This is a genomic window from Arthrobacter sp. StoSoilA2, assembly GCF_019977195.1.
Classification (GTDB): Bacteria; Actinomycetota; Actinomycetes; order Actinomycetales; family Micrococcaceae; genus Arthrobacter.
Genome location: NZ_AP024643.1, coordinates 1,990,334 through 2,010,485, shown reverse-complemented (window position 1 = coordinate 2,010,485; position 20,152 = coordinate 1,990,334). Strand labels below are relative to the sequence as shown.

18 protein-coding genes and 7 tRNA genes are annotated in these 20,152 nt (G+C 61.8%); 22 read left to right on the top strand and 3 right to left on the bottom strand.

What is annotated here, in order from left to right; genetic code table 11:
- Positions 1-516 precede the first annotated feature (516 nt).
- Positions 517-1,008 carry a hypothetical protein gene (locus LDN82_RS09220; protein ID WP_224167110.1) on the top strand — a complete coding sequence of 164 codons (492 nt, stop codon included), beginning with the start codon at positions 517-519 and terminating at the stop codon, positions 1,006-1,008.
- Here LDN82_RS09220 and LDN82_RS09215 read toward each other — a convergent pair.
- Positions 979-1,053 (bottom strand) — tRNA-Val (locus LDN82_RS09215). The genes LDN82_RS09220 and LDN82_RS09215 overlap by 30 nt on opposite strands.
- Before the next feature lie 270 nt (positions 1,054-1,323).
- Here LDN82_RS09215 and LDN82_RS09210 point away from each other — a divergent pair.
- From LDN82_RS09210 to LDN82_RS09170, 9 genes are all read left to right on the top strand, one after another.
- Positions 1,324-1,396: transfer RNA gene (locus tag LDN82_RS09210), tRNA-Gly, on the top strand.
- 45 nt (positions 1,397-1,441) lie between these two features.
- A tRNA-Cys gene (locus tag LDN82_RS09205) sits at positions 1,442-1,512 on the top strand.
- A 38-nt stretch (positions 1,513-1,550) separates the two neighbouring features.
- Positions 1,551-1,625, top strand: a tRNA-Val gene (locus tag LDN82_RS09200).
- Between the two features lie 56 nt (positions 1,626-1,681).
- Positions 1,682-1,754: transfer RNA gene (locus LDN82_RS09195), tRNA-Gly, on the top strand.
- A gap of 24 nt (positions 1,755-1,778) precedes the next feature.
- Positions 1,779-1,853: transfer RNA gene (locus LDN82_RS09190), tRNA-Val, on the top strand.
- Positions 1,854-1,909: 56 nt separating this feature from the next.
- A tRNA-Gly gene (locus tag LDN82_RS09185) sits at positions 1,910-1,985 on the top strand.
- 174 nt (positions 1,986-2,159) lie between these two features.
- Positions 2,160-3,614 carry an amino acid permease gene (locus tag LDN82_RS09180; RefSeq protein WP_216923133.1) on the top strand — a complete coding sequence of 485 codons (1,455 nt, stop codon included), beginning with the start codon at positions 2,160-2,162 and terminating at the stop codon, positions 3,612-3,614.
- A gap of 83 nt (positions 3,615-3,697) precedes the next feature.
- Entirely contained in the window at positions 3,698-3,931 is a 234-nt protein-coding gene (locus LDN82_RS09175) for an antitoxin (RefSeq protein WP_224167109.1), read from the top strand.
- Between the two features lie 116 nt (positions 3,932-4,047).
- Positions 4,048-5,268, top strand: coding sequence for a benzoate/H(+) symporter BenE family transporter (locus LDN82_RS09170; protein WP_224167108.1), 1,221 nt, complete (start codon positions 4,048-4,050; stop codon positions 5,266-5,268).
- 13 nt (positions 5,269-5,281) lie between these two features.
- Here the strand turns inward: LDN82_RS09170 and zapE are convergent, their stop codons facing one another.
- On the bottom strand, positions 5,282-6,322 hold the full coding sequence (zapE, locus tag LDN82_RS09165) for a cell division protein ZapE (protein WP_224090952.1): 1,041 nt from the start codon (positions 6,320-6,322) through the stop codon (positions 5,282-5,284).
- Positions 6,323-6,533: 211 nt separating this feature from the next.
- Between zapE and LDN82_RS09160 the strand changes: the two genes are divergently transcribed.
- The 3 genes from LDN82_RS09160 to ybaK are packed head-to-tail and all read left to right on the top strand — an operon-like array spanning position 6,534 to position 8,518.
- Positions 6,534-7,460, top strand: a complete 927-nt coding sequence (locus LDN82_RS09160; RefSeq protein WP_224089642.1) for a sulfurtransferase — start codon at positions 6,534-6,536, stop codon at positions 7,458-7,460.
- A 37-nt stretch (positions 7,461-7,497) separates the two neighbouring features.
- Positions 7,498-7,965 (top strand): SufE family protein, encoded by a 468-nt coding sequence (locus tag LDN82_RS09155; protein WP_224167107.1) that lies wholly within the window; start codon positions 7,498-7,500, stop codon positions 7,963-7,965.
- A gap of 58 nt (positions 7,966-8,023) precedes the next feature.
- On the top strand, positions 8,024-8,518 hold the full coding sequence (gene ybaK / locus LDN82_RS09150; protein WP_224167106.1) for a Cys-tRNA(Pro) deacylase: 495 nt from the start codon (positions 8,024-8,026) through the stop codon (positions 8,516-8,518).
- A gap of 2 nt (positions 8,519-8,520) precedes the next feature.
- Here the strand turns inward: ybaK and LDN82_RS09145 are convergent, their stop codons facing one another.
- Positions 8,521-9,789, bottom strand: a complete 1,269-nt coding sequence (locus LDN82_RS09145; RefSeq protein ID WP_224167105.1) for an alpha/beta fold hydrolase — start codon at positions 9,787-9,789, stop codon at positions 8,521-8,523.
- 135 nt (positions 9,790-9,924) lie between these two features.
- On the opposite strand from LDN82_RS09145, the gene LDN82_RS09140 reads away from it, so the two are divergent.
- From LDN82_RS09140 to LDN82_RS09100, 9 genes are all read left to right on the top strand, one after another.
- Positions 9,925-10,416 (top strand): hypothetical protein, encoded by a 492-nt coding sequence (locus LDN82_RS09140; protein ID WP_216923124.1) that lies wholly within the window; start codon positions 9,925-9,927, stop codon positions 10,414-10,416.
- A 14-nt stretch (positions 10,417-10,430) separates the two neighbouring features.
- Positions 10,431-10,889, top strand: a complete 459-nt coding sequence (gene msrB / locus LDN82_RS09135; RefSeq protein ID WP_224167104.1) for a peptide-methionine (R)-S-oxide reductase MsrB — start codon at positions 10,431-10,433, stop codon at positions 10,887-10,889.
- 185 nt (positions 10,890-11,074) lie between these two features.
- Complete coding sequence (locus tag LDN82_RS09130) at positions 11,075-12,442, top strand: DUF6421 family protein (RefSeq protein ID WP_224167103.1); 1,368 nt, start codon at positions 11,075-11,077, stop codon at positions 12,440-12,442.
- Positions 12,442-13,191, top strand: coding sequence for an SDR family NAD(P)-dependent oxidoreductase (locus LDN82_RS09125; protein WP_224167102.1), 750 nt, complete (start codon positions 12,442-12,444; stop codon positions 13,189-13,191). Before LDN82_RS09130 ends, LDN82_RS09125 begins: the two co-directional genes overlap by 1 nt.
- A 10-nt stretch (positions 13,192-13,201) precedes the next feature.
- Complete coding sequence (locus LDN82_RS09120; RefSeq protein WP_224167101.1) at positions 13,202-14,320, top strand: low specificity L-threonine aldolase; 1,119 nt, start codon at positions 13,202-13,204, stop codon at positions 14,318-14,320.
- A gap of 69 nt (positions 14,321-14,389) precedes the next feature.
- Positions 14,390-15,049: a DUF3000 domain-containing protein gene (locus LDN82_RS09115; RefSeq protein WP_224167100.1), complete on the top strand. Its 660-nt coding sequence runs from the start codon at positions 14,390-14,392 to the stop codon at positions 15,047-15,049.
- A gap of 59 nt (positions 15,050-15,108) precedes the next feature.
- On the top strand, positions 15,109-16,452 hold the full coding sequence (locus tag LDN82_RS09110) for an HRDC domain-containing protein (RefSeq protein WP_224089632.1): 1,344 nt from the start codon (positions 15,109-15,111) through the stop codon (positions 16,450-16,452).
- A 220-nt stretch (positions 16,453-16,672) separates the two neighbouring features.
- Entirely contained in the window at positions 16,673-17,941 is a 1,269-nt protein-coding gene (locus LDN82_RS09105) for an acetyl-CoA C-acyltransferase (protein WP_224089631.1), read from the top strand.
- On the top strand, positions 17,938-20,082 hold the full coding sequence (locus LDN82_RS09100) for a 3-hydroxyacyl-CoA dehydrogenase NAD-binding domain-containing protein (protein WP_224167099.1): 2,145 nt from the start codon (positions 17,938-17,940) through the stop codon (positions 20,080-20,082). The genes LDN82_RS09105 and LDN82_RS09100 overlap by 4 nt, the downstream gene beginning before the upstream one ends.
- The last annotated feature ends 70 nt before the right edge of the window (positions 20,083-20,152 follow it).

Here is a 20,152-nt window from a genome sequence, read left to right as displayed (position 1 = left end):
GCCGCTTTCCTTGAGTTATGGCGCCGTCGGGAAGGCGTCAGGCTGGTTGATGGTTCGATCCTTCCGTGGCTGTTGGTTACAACGACAAACACCGCCAGGAATCTTCAGCGATCAAAGGTCCGCCATCGAAGGCTCTTAGACGCCATTCCCAGACGCAGAGAAGCCGAAGCGGAACTGGATCCGGCCCATCCAAACCACGACTCGTCGATGAATGATGAGGTCGCAGCGGCGTTGGCTGTCTTGAAGCCCTTGGACCTCAGGCTGGTCAGCCTTGTCGTTTTCGAAGAGTTGCCCTTGCCAGCGGCAGCTGAAGCACTCGGGATTTCACCCGGGGCAGCTAAAGTCCGTCTGCACCGTGCCCGCCAGAAGCTGAAGGCCGTGCTGCCTGGATCACCTCACCATGTCCATTCGCCAGTATTGAAAGGAGACCCGTCATGAACCCCCTCGACTGCCGTTTACAGCGGCACGGCAACGATTGACCTTGGACAGGCTCCCGCTGGTGCGACGGGTGTTGAGGTGGAACTCACCTGCCTCACCGAAGGTAAGTTCGTTTTCCCGGATGGCGCCAACGTCTCCTGCTCTTCGTCCGATCTGGGAACACACGGTGCCTGGTCAAAATATGTCGTTGCTTTGGAGCCCTCAACACAAGGGGTGACCATCACAACCGATACTGGGAACAGGTGGCAGATCAGCGCCAGATACATCACACAAGCTCCTACCGAGTGGAAAATCAACGCGAAGGGCGAGAGCTATGGCGTCGAGGTGCCAGGACGCGAAGCCCCGGACCTACTCGCAGTAACCGCCACCAACGGAGCAAAGGGCTACGTGTACTCCGACCAGATGAACGGAACCGATCCGGCAAGCCCGGAAGAAGCTGCCAGGAACCTGCCTAGACACCAACGCGAAATCCCGGTTTACCTCAGCGATGGCACCACGCCTGAAAGCAAAGAAACCCCCGGAAAATCCGGGGGTTTCTGTTGGTGGGCGATACTGGGTTCGAACCAGTGACCTCTTCGGTGTGAACGAAGCGCGCTACCACTGCGCCAATCGCCCCGGTACAACGGGTAAAAGCTGCATCAACTCGCTGATGCATACAGAAGACTAGCCCACCCGGGCTGGATTGCAAAACGCGCTCAGACCACCGAATCACAACTCTGGAATTACAGCCGTGAAACTCCCCAAGAGGCCCGGAAATTCAAGGATCCAAGCCCCTTGGGAAGCAAAAGCAAGCAACCGATTTGGAGTTTGAAGCAACCTCCTATAGAGTTTTTACTCGTCGGAAAGCGACGGAATGCCTACTGGGCAGGCCGGCGTAACGGCACTGCGGACGTAGCTCAGCTGGTAGAGCACCACCTTGCCAAGGTGGATGTCGCGAGTTCGAATCTCGTCGTCCGCTCGCAAGGCACTGTCAAGGCAAGAATTCCTCGGAATCTGCTTACACGGTGGGTTGGCCGAGAGGCGAGGCAGCGGCCTGCAAAGCCGTATACACGGGTTCGAATCCCGTACCCACCTCGGTGAAAACCATGTCTTCCAGTCACGGCTGGATGCATGGGCGATTGGCGCAGCGGTAGCGCGCTTCCCTGACACGGAAGAGGTCACTGGTTCGATCCCAGTATCGCCCACCAGAACAAGGCAACTTGTTTGTTGTTGAAGGCCAGGCATTGCCGGGCAGGCAACATGTGCGGACGTAGCTCAGCTGGTAGAGCACCACCTTGCCAAGGTGGATGTCGCGAGTTCGAATCTCGTCGTCCGCTCTCCTTTCATTAGGACCCGGAAACGGGCGATTGGCGCAGCGGTAGCGCGCTTCCCTGACACGGAAGAGGTCACTGGTTCGATCCCAGTATCGCCCACCAGAACAAGGCAACTTGTTTGTTGTTGAAGGCCAGGCATTGCCGGGCAGGCAACATGTGCGGACGTAGCTCAGCTGGTAGAGCACCACCTTGCCAAGGTGGATGTCGCGAGTTCGAATCTCGTCGTCCGCTCCAACAAAAAGGCAGCTCCTCGGAGCTGCTTTTTTTATGCCCACGCGGAGCCAAATGCCATTCATCATTTGGAGTAACTGATACACCTAAGAAAAAGTCGCTTTATCTAATGTGATTCCTCTCGCACAATGTAATGCGAACTCATCACCGTTCCACGCCAACTGGCAGGAGTACCCCATGAATCAACAGACGGCTTCCCAATCCGTCATGCGGCGCAAGCCCATCGACGATATCGAGGAAGAAAGCAAGCACAGTGGACTCTTCAAGAGTCTTGGCCTCTGGCAACTGACGGCCATCGGCGTCGGCGGCATTATCGGCGTCGGCATTTTCTCGCTGGCCGGCCTTGTAGCCCATGGCGACGCCAACAATCCGGGCGTAGGCCCTGCAGTGCTCGTCTCGTTCCTTATCGCCGGGCTCGCTTCCGGCGCGGCCGCTCTGTCCTATGCCGAATTTGCCGGCATGATCCCCAGGGCCGGCTCCGCCTACACCTATGGCTATGTGGCATTGGGCGAGATCATTGGCTGGTTCATTGGCTGGGATCTCCTGCTTGAATACATCGCCATTGTTGCCGTTGTGGCAATCGGCATCTCCGGCTACTTCGATGCCTTCTTGTCCGGCATCGGAATCCACATGCCTACCTGGATGACGTCCACAGTGGATGAAGGCAAGGGCGGCATCATCAACCTTCCGGCGATCCTGGTGTGCCTCCTGGTGACCTGGATCCTCAGCAGGGGAACCAAGGCTTTCGGCCGCTTCGAATTGGTGGCTGTTGCCATCAAGGTGGTGTTGATCCTCTTCATCATCGGGTTGGGCATTTTCTATATCAACACTGAGAACTTCAATCCGTTCATGCCCAGTGGTTTCGGCCCGGTCTTTGCCGGTGCAGCCACGGTGTTCTTCGCTGTCTTTGGTTACGACGCCATGAGTACCGCCGCGGAAGAAGCCAAGGACGGCAAGAAGCACATGCCCAAGGCGATCGTCCTGTCCCTGATCATCGCCATGCTGCTCTACGTGGCAGCTACGCTCGTCCTCACCGGCATGCAGAACTACAAGGACATCGATCCCAAGGCTGGCTTCGCATCGGCCTTCACCGGGGTTGGCCTGCCTATCATCGCCACCATCATTTCGGTCTTCGCTGTCCTGTCCATCCTGACCGTGATGCTGACCTTCCTTCTGGGCGTTACCCGCGTATGGTTCTCCATGAGCCGCGACGGCCTGCTGCCGGGATGGTTCGCCCGTACCGACCGTCACGGCACACCCCAGCGGGTGACCTGGATCGCGGGCATCGCCTCAGCGTTCCTCGCCGGCGTTTTCCCGATCAAGGAAGTGGCGGACCTCACCAACATCGGCATCCTGGCAGCATTCGTTGTGGTTTGCATTTCCGTCATCGTCTTCCGCTACAAGAAGCCAAATGCCCCCCGCACCTTCCGTTTGCCGTGGATGCCCGTAGTTCCCGCCTTCGGCGTGCTGGCTTCCGCGTTCCTGATGTCCCAGCTGCATTGGGAAACCTGGCTGCGTTTTGCCGTCTGGCTCATTGTTGGCTTGATCATCTACTTCTCCTACGGCCGGAAGCACTCGCTCATGAATCCGGACAGCCCACGCCACCTTGAGCTCAGTAAGCCCTTGGCGTAGCGCCCCTGGAATCCTTGGCACGTCCAGGATCTGGTGTTAGGGTCGGACGCGGAGGAGCGAACTGGCTCCGCGAAGGAAGGGAGGTGCCCGTGGGTTTAATTGACGACCTGAAGGGTAAGGCTCAGGGTCTCATTCAGGGCAACGAAGAAGCCATTCAGAATGGCATCGAAAAGGCCGGAGACTTCGTCGACCAGAAGACAGGCGGCAAGTTCGCAGGTCAGGTTGACGCGGTTCAGAATGCCGCTTCCGACTTCGTGGCTTCAACAGACGGGAACGCCGCACAGGCTCCCGTCACGGATGAGCCTAAGCAGCTGTAGCTGCCTGAGCCCGCCGTACCAGATACGTCAAGGGGGCACCGGTCCCGCCGAGAGGCGCCACCGGTGCCCTTGGCGTTTAACCGGTCTCCAGCTTCCAGTCCGGTATTTTGGTCCTTATGCCATCAGCCTCTTCCGCAGTCCAGCGTCCCTCCCGCCAGGACACGGTGGGGCCGCCCATCTCGGCTGGCATCGTCACCGCCCTCGTCGGTTTCACGTCCTCGTTCGCTGTGGTTCTTGCCGGACTGAGGGCTGTGGGAGCCAACCAGGCGCAAGCCTCCAGCGGCCTGCTGGCCCTCACACTCACGTTCGGACTGGGCATTTTATGGCTGGCATGGCGGTCGAAAATGCCTGTCACCCTGGCGTGGTCCACGCCGGGTGCCGCGCTCCTCGCCTCTGCAGGAATGGTCGACGGCGGCTGGCCGGCAGCGGTGGGTGCGTTCGTCGTCGTCGGGGTGCTGATCGTCCTGACGGGGTTACTGCCCAGCCTTGGCAGGCTCATGACGAAGATACCCACACCGCTTGCGCAGGCGATGCTCGCAGGCGTCCTCCTCCCCCTGTGCCTGGCTCCTTTTAGATCCCTGGGAGAAGCGCCGTTGCTGATTGGCCCGGTGGCCCTTTGCTGGTTGGTAATGACGAAGTTCGCGGCCCGCTGGGCGGTCCCGGCCTCACTCGTGGTCGCCCTCGCCGTCATCGGCATCCATATCGTGGCGAACGGCGTTCAGATTCCCGGGGATGACCTGTTGCCGCGGCTCGAGTGGACCACTCCAACATTCACGGTGGAGGCAGCGGTGGGGCTTGCCCTTCCCCTGTTCATTGTCACGATGGCATCGCAGAACATTCCCGGCGTCGCCGTGCTTAAATCCTTTGGCTTCACAACACCCTGGCGGGCATCGATGGTGGTCACCGGAGCCGGAACCATTGCGGGCGCTCCATTCGGAGGCCACGCGATCAACCTTGCTGCTTTGAGCGCGGCATTGGCGGCCGGAGAGGAAGCAGGGAAAGACCACAGCAGGCGGTGGATCGCGGCATTCGTGGCTGGCCTTGCCTACCTGGTACTGGCAGCCTTCTCGGCAGCCCTTGTCACGGTGGTGGCGGCTGCACCCGCCGGCTTGCTTGAAGCTGTCGCAGGCTTGGCCTTGCTCGGCACGCTTGCCTCAGCCATCTCCTCCGCATTGGCAGTTGCCGAAGAACGCGTACCCGCGTGCATCACCTTCCTGCTTGCCGCCTCAGGGATCAGCTTCGCAGGAGTGGGGGCTGCCTTCTGGGCTTTGGCGGGAGGCATCCTGGTCCGCTGGTTGCTGAAAGACCGGGAACCGCTGACACCTTCACACAAGTAGGGCCTGAACCGGATCAGGCAGGTTCGTGGTTCTGTCCCTCGCGGGCGAGAGCCGTAAGCCTGGACACGGCACGGAAGTACTTCTTCATGTATCCCCCGGTCATCATCTCTTCGGTGAAGAGTTTGTCGAAGGGGACGCCGCTGGCAAGAATCGGCACATCTTTGTCATAGAGGCGGTCGGCGAGGACCACGAAGCGCAGCGCTACTGCCTGCTCGGTAATCGTCTCGACGTCGCGCCACACCACGGCTTCGATGCCTGAGATCAGCTGGCGGTACCGGCTGGGGTGGACGCCGGCGAGGTGGTGCACGAGAGTGCGGAAATCATCCACGGCAACTGTTTGTCCGTCGAACTCGGCGTGCATGCGGTGCTTGAGTTCTTCAGTCTTCAAAGGTGATGGAGCTGCGGGCAGGCCACGGTGGCGGAAGTCTTCGCCGTCGATCCTGACGACGTCGAACTGGTCGGCAAGGACCTGGATTTCCCGCTGGAAGTCCACGGCTGCGAAGCGGCCTTCGCCCAAGGAACCCGGCAGGGTGTTGGAGGTAGCGGCCAACTTTACGCCGGCGTCGGCCAGTTCGCGCATCAGGCGGGACATCAGCACGGTGTCGCCGGGATCATCGAGTTCAAATTCGTCAATGCAGACCAGCTTGTAGTTGCTGAGGGCTTCCACGGTCTTGCGGAACGAGAGCGCGCCCACGAGGTTGGTGTACTCAACGAATGTGCCAAAGGCCTTGGGACCAGGAGACCTGTGCCAAAGGGAGGCCAGGAGGTGGGTCTTTCCGACGCCGAAGCCTCCGTCAAGGTAAATGCCGGCCCGAGTGGCGGGGGTCTTCTTGGCGAACAACTTCTTGAACAGCCCGCCGCCGTCATCGGCGCCCACGCCATCGGCAAAAGCCGACAGCAGCTTGACCGCATTGGCCTGGCTGGGCTGGGCGGGGTCCGGGCGGTAGCTGTCGAACGATACCTCTCCGAATCGCGGAGACGGGTAGAAACCCTTGAGGAGTTCCTCCACGGAGACTGCCGGCGTGCGGGCAGCCAGTTGTTCGATCTGTACCACGGTGGTCCGTTCTTCCAGTATTTGGGTCCCCAGCAAGAATACCGGCATCGGGCGTCCCGAAAACGGCGACGTGACCAAGGCCATGTTTCACCATGTGACCAGCGGGGAAGCATTCCTCGCGGCCCGTGGTTAGTGTTGGAGCACGCCGGGCCGGCAACTGATGCAGCTTCCAGGGCCTGGCTCCGCCCGTTGTCAGTGAAAGGCCATCATCATGTCCTACCCCGTTGAACAAAACGAAAAGTTCGCTTCCTACGCGAACCCTGAACGACTCGTGTCCACGCAGTGGCTTGCCGCAGCACTTGCCGAAGGCGCCATCGCCGACGGCAAGCTGGTAGTCGTGGAGTCCGATGAGGACGTCCTCCTGTACGAAACCGGCCACATTCCGGGTGCCGTAAAGATCGACTGGCACACCGACCTGAATGATGAAGTGACCCGCGACTACGTGGACGGCGCCGCATTCGCCTCCCTGGCTGCATCCAAGGGCATCTCCCGCGACACCACTGTGGTGATCTACGGTGACAAGTCCAACTGGTGGGCAGCCTACGCCCTCTGGGTCTTCACGCTGTTCGGACACGAAGATGTGCGCCTGCTGGACGGTGGCCGCGACAAGTGGATCGCCGAAGGCCGCGAATTGACCACGGACGTACCGACGCCGGCCCCGGGAACCTACCCCGAAGTAGAGCGGAACGACGCTCCCATCCGCGCCTTCAAAGAGGACGTCCTGGCTCACCTGGGCAACCCCCTGATCGATGTGCGCTCCCCCGAGGAGTACACGGGCCAGCGCACCCACATGCCCGCGTACCCGGAAGAAGGCGCGCTGCGTGGCGGCCACATCCCCACTGCTGCTTCGATCCCGTGGGCCCGCGCTGCCGCTGAGGACGGCACCTACCGTTCCCGTGAGGAACTGGAAGCCCTCTACCTGGGCGAAGCCGGTTTGACGGCGGGCGACGACGTCGTGGCCTACTGCCGCATTGGCGAGCGGTCCAGCCACACCTGGTTCGCACTGAAGTACCTGCTGGGCTTTGAAACCGTCCGCAACTACGACGGTTCCTGGACCGAGTGGGGCAACGCGGTCCGCGTCCCCATCGTCAAGGGCGCCGAGCGCGGATCCGTGCCGGCCGCCTTGGTCCGTAACTAGCAATGCAATCAGCGCCGTTGTGCGTAAGCTGGAAGTGATGAGTACCAACACTTTGCCCGCCGCACTGGCGGAAATCGTCGATGACTTCCAGGCACTGACGGAGCCTGACCGCCTGCAACTGCTGCTCGAGTTCTCGCGTGGGCTGCCGGAGCTTCCGGAGCGCCTCAAGGACCACCCGGAGTTGCTGGAGCAGGTTGTGGAGTGCCAGTCACCTTTGTTCCTCACGATCGAATCCGAGAAAAACAAGGACAATGCCGAAGGCCCCCGCGCCTACCGGTTGTTTTTCAAAGCGCCTCCGGAGGCTCCCACCACGCGTGGATTCGCCGGGGTACTGCACGAAGGACTCGATGGGTTGACGGCCCAGGAAATTCTGGACGTTCCGGATGACATGCCGGAGTTGCTGGGATTGACCAGGGCCATCACTCCCCTGCGTATGCGCGGCATGACCGCCATGCTGGGCAGGATCAAGCGGAAAGTGGCGGCAGCAAGCCGTTTGGAACGCTAAGCCTTTCTGCAAGGCAAAGCCACTTTCTGCACAGCAAAGGTGAGAGGCGTCCTGGCACATGGCCAAGAAGATGGCATCACAGGGAACGCCGGCCACTGCAGCACTAGCTGCGGCCGGCGTTCCCTTCGTGCTGCACCCGTATTCCCATGATCCATCGGCCGCAAGTTATGGGCTGGAAGCTGCCGAAGTCCTGGGCATCGATCCCAAGCGGGTTTTCAAGACTTTGATGGTTGAAGTCGAAGGCAAACTCGCCGTCGGCATCGTCCCCGTTTCAGGAACCCTGGACCTCAAGTCCGTGGCGGCAGCCCTGGGTTCGAAGAAGGCAGCCATGGCGGACCCCAAGGCGGCCGAGCGCCGGACCGGCTACGTCTTGGGCGGAATCTCCCCTTTGGGCCAGCGCCAGCCCTCCCCTACAGTCCTGGATGATTCCGCGTTGTCCTTTGACACCATCCTGGTGTCCGGCGGGCGACGCGGTCTCGACATCGAACTTGCCCCAAAGGACCTGGTCCGGCTGACCAAGGCCGTGACCGCCCCGATCGGCGCCAAGGGCTAGCGTCACCCGACCTGCCCGTCACCCTCTGTTTGCCCGGGATTGTTCCGTGGAGCCAATTGACGCTGAAGCCACGAGCGAACCAGCCGTTCCCATTTCTCCGGGTCAACGTTCCACTCCTTCGTGTGCCGCGCTCCGTGGAACGGTTCAAACGTCACCATTTCCGGGTTCTTCTCCGCAAGGCTGGCAGAAGGCTCAAAGGGGACGTAGTCATCATCGACACTGTGGATCAGCAAGGTTGGGGTTCGTAGCTCAACGGCCCGTGCTTCCCAGTCCATCGCTTTGAAATCCACGGGAGCGGATAGCCCGGTGAGCCGGCGGCCCAGTGGATGCCCGAGCATCAGCTGTCCGTATCGGCCTACGTTGTAGGGGATCCTGTTCATCTCTGCATGGTGGGCCATCACGTTGACCCAATTAATCACTGGCGCGTCCAGCACCAATGCACGGATCAGGTGCCTGTGCCTGGACAGATCGGCTGTTTGGAGGCTGATGGCTCCACCCATGGACCAGCCGAACAGGACCACTTCCCGGGCGCCGTGTGCCATCGCATATTCGATGGCGGCTTCCACGTCGCGCCACTCCGTGGAGCCCAGGCCGTACCGCCCGTCAAGTGCCGAGGGTGCAAGTCCGTCATTGCGGTATGAAATCAGCAGGCTGTCCAGTCCCAGCTCCCGCGCGGTCCGTACAGCCCTGAGGCCTTCAAGCCTGGTGGCACCGCGGCCGTGCACCATGATCGCCCAGATGGGCGCGTGGGTAGCTGCATCCGCCCGGACCAACCACGCTGGCGCCTTTCCGACGTCGAGGTCAATCTCCACGTCCTCGGCGGCCAGGCCGATGGCAGCGGGATCCGGGTAGGTCGCGCCGCTCCACCATCCCCGGCGGGCTTCAGCCAGATTGCCGCTGTAGACCTCTTCGACCTCGCGCAGCACCGTTTGTTCAGCCGGTGAGTAGGACACGATCCTGCCAATCCTGGCATGGCCTTTACCGCCCTCGAAGAAGAGGCTGAACACGCCGTCGATGGTGGTGTCCGGGGTGGCCGCAAGGATGACCTGCAGTCCTTTGTCTCCACGGATGACGGCGAGAACCTCCTGGTCCTCGTGACGGGCAGCGGGCGTAATGACGCGCCGGGCAAAATACACTGCGAGCGCTGAAGATCCGGCACCGACGAGTCCTGCGAGTGTCCCTCCGGTGAGGATTCCTGCGATGGCCCATTTAGTGCGCAGGGACATTTTCTTCTCTGCAGCGTCGCTCGCTGACCGGGTATTCAATGCCATGGCTCCATTGTCGCCGTTCAGTGGCCGTGGTCCATGCACGTGGAGGCAGCGCGGCGGATTGGTTGCGGGAATGGGCTGGGAGAATTGAGGGCCGAAAATCTGCGTCGTGCTGTTCGGCGGGACTACGCTGTAGCCATGAGCGATCCCATCGTCATCCTGACAGAAGAGCCCCTTGGTCCCGACGACCGCGTCAACATCGCCAAATTGGTCGACGGCGGCGACGCACCTTTGGTTGTCCTGGTCCCGGCCAATACCGAGCGACATCTCCTGGTTGATTTCCTGGAGAACCTTTCCATGCTCGATATTGCCAAAGCGTTCCGGGAACTTGGTGGCCAGTCCCCCAACCCGGATGCTGAGAGGGCGGAGGCGTCGGAAACACTGGCCACTTCGTTGGCTGCGCTGGAAGGTTTGGGCGGGGGTGTCACGGGCGAGATCGTCGACGGCGGTGCCGTGGCCGGCTTGGTAGCGAAGGTCCGGGCACTGGATGCCGCGCAAGCTGTGGTGGTAACACGTCCGCACGCAATCGCGGATACTTTCCACACGGATTGGGCCAATAAGGCGCAGGACCAGTTGGGGCTTCCAGTTCTTCACTTGTATGCGGGTTCGGGATTTATCGGCGACTCGTGAGCGTTGCATAAGACATGAACACTCCTGAGAACACCAGCAAGACCACGGCCGTGCCCATGGAGAAGTCCGATGCCCAGTGGCGTGAAGAGCTGACTCCGGATGAGTACCGCGTGCTGCGCCAGGCGGGTACTGAGCGGCCTTACACCGGCGAGTACTGGGACACTCATACCGAAGGCGTTTATCAGTGCCGCGCTTGTGGCAGCCAGTTGTTCACCAGCCACGAAAAGTTTGATTCCCATTGTGGTTGGCCGTCCTTCTGGGCACCGTTGGCCGAGGGCACGGTGCGTTACCTCCATGACCGCACGATGGGGATGGACCGGGTGGAAGTCCGGTGTGCCAACTGCGACTCGCATTTGGGCCACGTGTTTGAAGGTGAGGGCTACGGCACTCCCACGGACCAGCGCTTCTGCATCAACTCGATCTCGCTGCGGCTTGTGGAGTCGAAAGAGCCGGCTGAACCCGAAAAGAAGTAGGCCCTTCCGGGGCGGTCTCGCGTGCGGTGCCCGTCCCGGAATGCGCAGCTGCTGCATCTCGGACGCTTTGAAACAACCGTTTCCACCAGAGTTTCTTATGCTCAACTGTTTTTTGGATTAGCTAAACTTTTCGGTTGCTACGCTCACATCAGAAGCATGAACGACTTCTGAAAGGACGAGCATCAATGACTATCACCGCCACCGCCGCCCTCCCGCGTGTCACTGCCGACAACGCGGAGTGGACTGCACTCAAGGCCGCTGCCACCGCACTCCAGGCTTACCAGGAGCAGGACGGTTCCATTAAGGATCCGGCTGCCCACGCTGAAGCCGCCCAACTGGTGGCAAGGATTTCGGACTCCATCAACACGCTGGCCCCTCATTTCCCCCACGACGCCCGATACCTTGAACTGTTGGTGGAAGACTTCAGCCGCTGGGTTCAGGACGGCTTTGGAGTTCCGGATTTCCTGGACTCCCTCCAGGCCTTCCAGCCGCAGGAACAGCGGGTGGATGGACTCCAGCATCTGGTGGTCTTCCCGATGTACACCCAGAACGGCAGCACCAACCGGCTGGTGGAGGCTGTCTTGATCGAGGTCATTTGGCCGGAGTTCATTGGGGGACTGGAAGCTGGCGAGTACTCCAACAAGCTGTTCGTTCCGATCCGTTTTGTGGATTTCACACCGGGCTACGACACCAACTCGGCAGTCCTCTTCCCGGAGACAGTGGCTGTCCGGGAGACGCCGACATTCACGTGGGGCGCCATCTTTGCAGACCGCGAAGCGGCCCGCTTCCGGCGCGTACTCAAGGCTGCGGCGGCCACCACGTCACTTGAGCTCCCTGCGGACGCCGCGGAGCTCCTTGAAGACCAGGATCTCACCCAGCGCACCTTCGTCATGTGGGACTTGATCCACGACCGCACGCACATGCGCGGCGACCTTCCCTTTGATCCGTTCATGATCAAGCAGCGCATGCCGTTCTTCCTCTACTCTTTGGAAGAGCTCCGATGCGACCTGACGGCCTTCCGCGAGTCCGTTCGCATCGAAAAGGACGAGAACGCCGATCCTGATGCACGCAAGCACGCCAAGCTCGTGCAGTACGCGGTGATTTTTGACCGGATCTTCCGGTTCGCCATCACAGGCAGCCGGGTCCGCAATTACGACGGCCTTGGTGGCCAGCTCCTGTTCGCGTGGATGCACCAACACCACGTGCTGCACTGGACGGACAGCAAGCTCCGCATCGACTGGGACGAAGCGGCAGATGTAGTCATCGAACTCGGTGCCAGGATCGAAGAGCTGTACTGGCGTTCCATCGACCGCCCGAAGGCTGCCCACTGGCTTGCGGCCTACGAACTCATTTCCGGTACAGTGACTCCACACCCGGCATCGATCTGGGCCAAGGGCCCTGATGCCTTGCCTTTGAACGGTGCCCCCCGCGGCCTTACCGATCAAGTCCTGGACGATGAGTTCCCGCTGTCCATGTTCTACGAAGCATTGGAGAAGAAAATGCGCCCTGTTATCGAATCCACTACCGGCATCACTGGCGCGATGGCGGCCTGATGAGCCCACTGACAGTCCTCGTGACCGGCGGCAGCAGCGCGTCCGGCGTCGCCGCGGCGCGCGCTTTGGCGGCCGCCGGTCACAGGGTTTTCACCATCGGTTCAGACGACGTCCGCATCAAGACCGCAGCTTTGGAGGCCGGAGATGGCGTGACTCCGCTGGTTTGCGACCTCGCAAGCCTTGACGCCGTCCGTGAGCTTGCAGAGACGATTCGTCAGCTCGGCATCGACCGGGTGGACGGCGTCATCCATCTTGTGGGTGGCTGGCGCAGTGCGACCGGCATCGAGGACCAGTCCGACGACGACTGGACCTCCCTTGAAGAGGGCGCGATCACCACCCTGCGTAATGTCTCCCGCGTCTTCTATCGCCAGTTGGAAGAATCACCATATGGCCGTTTTGCCATGGTCTCGTCCACTACTGCGTCTGCTCCCACAGCCGCTACCGCCAGCTATGCGGCTGCCAAGGCCGCTGCGGAAGCCTGGACACTCGCGGTAGCGGACGGTTTCCGCCAAGCGCAGGCCGGAGACGCGCAAGACCGCGCACCTCAGCAAGCCGCAGCACCGCAGCAACACAGCGCCGCTGTTATTTTCGTGGTCAAATCCCTCGTCGATGCCGGAATGCGGCGCGAGCATCCGGAGCGGCGTTTCCCCGGCTATACCGACGTCGAAGAACTGGCCGCTGCCGTCGTCGGGCTCTTCGACAAACCTGCGGCCACCATCAACGGCCAGCGCATCCTGTTGGCCAAATAGACTTGAAAGCGTGAACGAACCAGTGACGAGCACAACAGAGGCAATCCCCGGCGCCACCGCAGCATCGGGGCAACTCCATGATCCCTCGGTCCGGGGGTTTGCATCGGACAATTACTCCGGGGTCCACCCGGAGATCCTGTCTGCCCTGGCTACAGCCAACGGAGGCCACCAGGTCTCTTATGGTGAGGACGTTTACACTGCCCGGCTCCAGGAGGTCCTGGAACAGCAGTTCGGCAGTGGCATCGAAACCTTCCCTGTCTTCAATGGCACAGGGGCCAACGTCCTGTCCCTGCAGTCTCTCCTCCCCCGCTGGGGCGCCGTCATTTGCGCTTCCACGGCGCACATCAACATGGACGAGAATGGGGCGCCCGAGCGCGTGGGCGGCATCAAGCTCCTGCAGGTACCCACGGAAGACGGAAAGCTCACGCCCGCGTTGATCGACCGTGAAGCCTGGGGCTGGGGCGATGAGCACCGCGCGCAACCCTTGGTTGTCTCCATCACCCAGACCACCGAATTGGGCACCTGCTACACCCCTGAAGAAGTGCGCGCCATCGCCGATCACGCCCATGCCAAGGGCATGAAGTTGCACATGGACGGAGCACGGCTGGCAAACGCTGCAGCACACCTTGGCGTCCCCCTGCGTACGTTCACGCGCGACGCCGGTGTGGACATCCTGTCATTCGGCGGTACCAAGAACGGCCTGCTTTTTGGTGAAGTCGTGGTTGCCCTCAACCCTGAAGCAGCCGACGGCCTGAAATTCCTTCGGAAAATGAACATGCAGCTGGCTTCGAAGATGCGCTTCATTTCGGCGCAGTTCATAGCCTTGCTGGAGGACGGACTGTGGCTGCGGTCAGCGGCCCACGCCAACGCGATGGCAGCACGCCTGCGCTCGGCGATCGAAGGTATCGACGGCGTGGAGCCCACCCAGGCGACACAATCGAACGGCGTCTTTGCGATCCTGCCCGCCGGAGTCGCAGACCGCCTGCGCTCATCCTTCGCCTTTTACGATTGGGACGCTGCCCGTGGTGAAGTCAGGTGGATGTGTTCCTTCGATACCACGGAGGAAGATATCGATGCCTTCGTCGCCGCCATTAAGCGGGAGCTGGCCAGCGATTTGGCGGCCAGCTAACAAGTGAACAAGGAATTGTCCGGGGCGGCGAGCCTACAGGGATTCGCCGCCCCGGACGCATAATCTGCGATGGTGAACGCCCTCGCCCAGGTTCCCTCGGAATTTCTTTTCGCCTTGGGAACGCTACGAAAAGCACAATGCCGCAGCGAACTGCGGTTGGACGAAATCCCCGCGCCCGCCCGTCTGGCACCATATGCCGTGGCCCTTGGAGCGGAAGTCTTCAGCCCCACGGCAGCTACCCGGCAGGTACCGGTCCACGGCCCTGCAGCCAAAGCCTTCGCCGAAAAGCAGAACGCCGGCCCTCCGGATGAAGACGACGAGGAATTGGCCACGGGCCGTTTCATCCTGCTGTACGATCCCGATGGATCAGCCGTATGGGAAGGCGAATTCAGGATTGTCACCTATATCCGCGCCCAGATGGATGCCGAAATGGGAAACGACACCATGCTGGGTTCCGTCGCCTGGACCTGGCTGGTGGAAGCCCTCGAAAACCATGCTGCCCAGTACCGCGCTGCCGGAGGGACCGCCACGAGGATTCTCTCCGAGAGCTTCGGCACCCTCTCCGATCGCCCCGACACAATAGATATCGAATTGCGGGCCTCCTGGACGCCTGCCACGGCCAATGTGCAAGCACACCTGGAAGCCTGGTCTGACATGGTTTGTACGTTCGCCGGACTGCCGCCCCTTCCACCAGGCGTCACTGGACTACCCAACAGGAGGCTCAATTGAATGCCCTGAATTCGTCCGCGAGGGCCTGCAGCAGCAGGAATCGGTAAGCTTAAGCCACCATGACCCCTGAAAACCTGGATAAAACCACAACCGGCGATCCGGTTGCTGATCCCACGACCCACATCAAAGTTGAAGGCTTCGACAGCCACATCCCTGAAGTCATCGATCTCGATACCCCGCGCGAAGGCGTGCCGCTGGTCATCGATACCTTGGCAGGACTGGAGCGCTGCGCCGCGGCCATTGCCGCCGGAACAGGGCCCGCCGGTGTCGACGCTGAACGCGCTTCCGGATTCCGCTATGGCCAACGCGCTTTCCTGGTCCAAATCCGGCGCGAAGGAGCCGGCACCTGGTTGATCGACCCCGAGCCCTTTGACAACCTGGACATCGTCAATGACGCCCTACGGGGCGTCGAATGGATCCTGCATGCTGCCACCCAGGACCTGCCGTGCCTTTCCGAGCTGGGCATGTGGCCGGACAAACTCTTCGATACCGAACTCGCGGCCCGTCTCGCCGGGCTTCCCCGCGTGGGGCTCGCTGCCGTCATCGAACAACTCCTTGGGTTCGGTCTCGCCAAAGAACATTCCGCCGCAGACTGGTCCACCCGGCCGTTGCCGGAACCGTGGCTGCGCTACGCTGCCCTCGACGTCGAAGTCCTGGCCGAACTACGCGAGGAACTTATCGAACTTCTGGAGGCCGACGGCAAGCTCGGATTCGCTGAGGAAGAATTCGCGGGAATCCTGGCTGCGGGCATCGCACCCCCGCGGGTGGATCCATGGCGGAAGACATCCGGACTCCACCAGATCCGTGACCGCCGCCAGTTGGCCGCCGTCCGGGAACTGTGGCAGGAACGGGATCAACTAGCCCGCAAGCGCGATGTCGCTCCCGGGCGGCTCATCCCGGATTCCGCCCTCGTCGCAGCAGCCAAGGCTCTTCCCACCACCGTTCCGCAGCTCCTGGCCACCAAGGGCTTCCATGGCAGGTCCGCCCAGCGCGAAGCCCCCAGATGGCTGCGGTGCATAACGACCGCCCGCACGCTCACCGAACTGCCTCCCCTGCACTTGGCCACCAACGCCCCGCCCCCGCCACGCGTGTGGGTGGACCGGGATCCGGCCGCTGCGGCACGCCTCGCCACGGCCCGCCCCGCGCTCCAGGAAAAGGCCGACGAACTGAAACTTCCCATTGAGAACCTGCTCACCCCGGACTACCTGCGGCGCGTGGCGTGGCGCCCGCCGTCGGACGTTTCTTTGGAATCAGTGGCCGAAGAGCTACGCACCCTTGGTGCGCGGGAATGGCAAATCTCCTTCGCCGCACCCATCCTGACCGAGGCGTGCCTGAACCCAAAGCCACTCCCCGGCAAGGAGTCCAAGCCGAGGGAAGCACAGCAATCCAAGGACTCCGACTGAACCACTACCTTGCCTCCGGGCCCGTCACGCGAACTCCGGTTCGAGGTGGCGGGCCTTTTGCGTCCCAGGACCCCCTGGCATTCCCTTGGATATTCCAAGCCCAGCACCTTGCAGACCCAGCACCTTGCACCCTAAGTTACTGGCGAGTAACATTGCATCAATGCCAGCCGGAGATCCGCTCTGCGGGATCCGGCACCATGTCTCAACGAGGAGTTAACACATGAGTCCATCACGCAACGCCCAGAGGAGCGTCCGCGACGTCGTGTTCGTGGATGGTGTGCGGACACCCTTCGGTAAAGCCGGCGAGAAAGGTATCTATGCGGGGACGCGGGCTGATGACCTGGTAGTGAAATGCATCCGGGAACTGATGCGCCGCAATCCGTCATTGCCTGCTGACCGCATTGATGAGGTAGCCATCGCCGCGACAACCCAGACGGGCGATCAAGGGCTAACCATCGGCAGGACGGCTGCCCTCCTGGCGGGCCTTCCCCGCACGGTGCCCGGCTTCGCAATAGACCGTATGTGCGCCGGAGCCATGACGGCAGTGACGACGACGGCGAGTGGCATCGGCTTTGGCGCATACGACGTCGTCATTGCCGGCGGCGTGGAGCACATGGGCAACCACCCCATGGGCTCAGGCGCTGATCCCAATCCCCGGTTCATGTCCGAGCGGCTCGTAGATCCAGCAGCGCTGAACATGGGCAACACGGCCGAGAATTTGCACGACCGCTTCCCGGCCATCACCAAGGACCGAACGGACGCCTACGCGGCCGCGTCGCAGGCGAAACTGGCCGAAGCCTATTCCCGCCAGCAGATCCAGGACGACCTTGTCCCGGTCGCCACCATGAAGCCAGGGCAGGGTTGGGCACTTCACACCCAGGATGAGCCGCCCCGCCCAGGAACCACAGTGGAGGATCTCGCCGAACTGCGTACGCCCTTCCGGGCCCATGGGCGGGTTACGGCAGGCAACGCAGCAGGCTTGAACGACGGCGCGACGGCTGCGGTGCTCGCTTCGGCAGAAGCCGCGGCGGAATTGGGCCTACCGGTCAAGATGCGTTTGGTTTCCTATGCCTTCGCGGGAGTAGAACCTGAGGTCATGGGAATCGGTCCCGTGCCAGCCACGGAAAAGGCCCTCAAGAACGCGGGCCTCGCTATCGAAGACATCGGGTTGTTCGAGATCAACGAGGCCTTCGCAGTTCAGGTCCTGAGCTTCCTTGACCACTTCGGCATCGCGGATGACGACCCCCGGGTCAACCGGTACGGCGGGGCGATCGCCGTCGGACATCCGCTCGCTTCCTCGGGCGTTCGGTTAATGAACCAACTGGCGCGGCAATTCCAGGAAGACCCCACTGTCCGTTATGGCATCACCACCATGTGCATCGGCCTGGGCATGGGTGCCACAGTGATCTGGGAGAACCCGAACCACGCTGATTTCGAATCCTCCGTCCCGGCTTCAAGCCACGCCACCACAGAAGGAGCCGCCGCATGAGCGCCGCAGAATTCCAGGAGCTCGCCTCCCTCTTCCCTGACGAGATTGTGACGCATTCCTACGTCCAGGACATCCAGCTTCCAGGCGGTGCAGGCACCTTCGCCCTCATCACCCTGGACAACGGACTGGACCACTCCAAACCCACCACCCTGGGGCCAAACACCCTGGTGGAATTGGGACAGGTCCTGGAAGGGCTCAAGGACCGCGCCGCCAAGGGCGAGATCGTCGGCGTCGGCGTAACCGGCAAACCCTACTTCCTGGTGGCCGGCGCAGACCTGTCTGCAGTAAAGACCCTCAAGGAACGCGAACATGGGTTGTGGATGGCCCAGCTTGGACACGCGGTGTACTCCACCCTGGCCAACCTCGGCGTGCCCAGCTTCGCCTTCATCAATGGCCTGGCCCTTGGCGGAGGACTGGAGATCGCCCTGCAATCCACCTACCGGACCGTCTCCACCGGCGCCGGCGCCCTCGCACTGCCTGAGGCTTTTATTGGCCTTGTTCCGGGCTGGGGCGGCGTATACATTCTCCCCCGCTTGATCGGACCCGAAAACGCCGTCAAGGTAATGATCGAGAACCCGCTCAGCAACAACCGCACACTCACCGGCCCGGAGGCCTTTGAGCTCGGCATTGCCGATGCCCTCTTCGAGCCGGCCGACTTCGTGGAGCGGTCCCTGGCATGGGCTGCCCGTGTCATTGCCGGCGAAGAAACACCAGCACGGAAGAACGCCGTCGACCCCTCGGACGAGGACGTCGCCCGCCGCTGGGCTGCAGCGGTCTCAGCAGGCCGTGCGTTTGTGGAGGCGAAGACGTCCAATGCCTCTCCCGCGCCTGCCAAGGTGCTGGACATCATGGAAGCAAACCGCACCATGAGCCAAGGCGAATCGGCCGAACTGGAATGTGAAACCCTTGCCGGCCTGATGCAGACGGATGAGTTCCGCTCCACCGTGTACGCCTTCCTGGACCTCGTCCAGAAGCGCTCCAAGCGGCCTGCAGGCGCACCGGACCGCAAGCTGGCCCGTCCGGTCACCAAAGTGGGCGTGGTAGGTGCAGGGCTCATGGCAAGCCAGTTGGCGCTAGTTTTCGCGCGCCAACTCAAGGTGCCTGTCGTGATGACAGACATCGATCAGGCCAGGGTGGACAGGGGCGTTGCGTACGTCCACGCAGAGGTCGACAAATTGCTGGCAAAGAAGCGGATCAAGGCCGACGCCGCCAACCGGACCAAGGCGCTGGTCACCGGTTCGGTATCCAAGGAAGTCTTCGCTGATGCCGACTTCGTCATCGAGGCCGTGTTTGAAGAACTGAATATCAAGAAGCAGGTATTCGCCGAAGTCGAAGAGATCGTCTCTCCCGAGTGCATCCTCGCCACCAACACTTCCTCGCTGTCTGTTACCGCCATGGCCGAGGACCTCCGTTACCCGGAGCGGCTGGTGGGCTTCCATTTCTTCAACCCTGTTGCCGTCATGCCCCTCGTGGAAATTGTCAGGGCGCCGAAGACTGACGACGCCGTTCTTGCCACGGCTTTTGAACTCGCCAAGGGCCTGAAGAAGACCGCGGTCCTCGTTAAGGACGCGCCGGCGTTCGTCGTGAACCGCATCCTGCTCCGCCTCATGGGCGAAGTTATCGCGGCCTTCGACGAAGGCACCCCCGCCGAAGTGGCAGACACCGCTTTGCGGCCCATGGGCCTGCCGATGACTCCCTTCACCTTGAGCGCCATGGTGGGACTGCCAGTCGCACAGCATGTGCAGGAGTCCCTCCACAATGCCTTCGGAGACCGTTTCCCCGTTTCACAGAACCTGCAGAAGCTCATCGACAACGGCGTAAAGTCCCTCTGGGTCCCAGGTCCGGATGGACAGCCAATCATCCCGGCTGAGACCCTGGCCATCATGTCCTTCGGCAACACTCCCTCCACACGCGAGGACGTGCTGCGGCGAACCCAGGATGCACTGGCCGAAGAAATCGGACTGATGCTCGAAGAAGGCGTAGTTGCCGGGCCTGAGGACATCGACCTCTGCGTCATCCTGGGAGCGGGTTGGCCCATGTTCCTGGGTGGCATCACTCCATATCTGGACCGTGTTGGTGCCTCCGAACGCGTCAATGGCAAGCGTTTCCTGGCACCGGGCGTCGCCTCCGCCCCAGCCTAAATCGGCATCGGGGAGGGCAGTGGCCGGAGCGAAAGCCCCCGCCACTGCCCTTTCCTGTTTGAATCTTTTG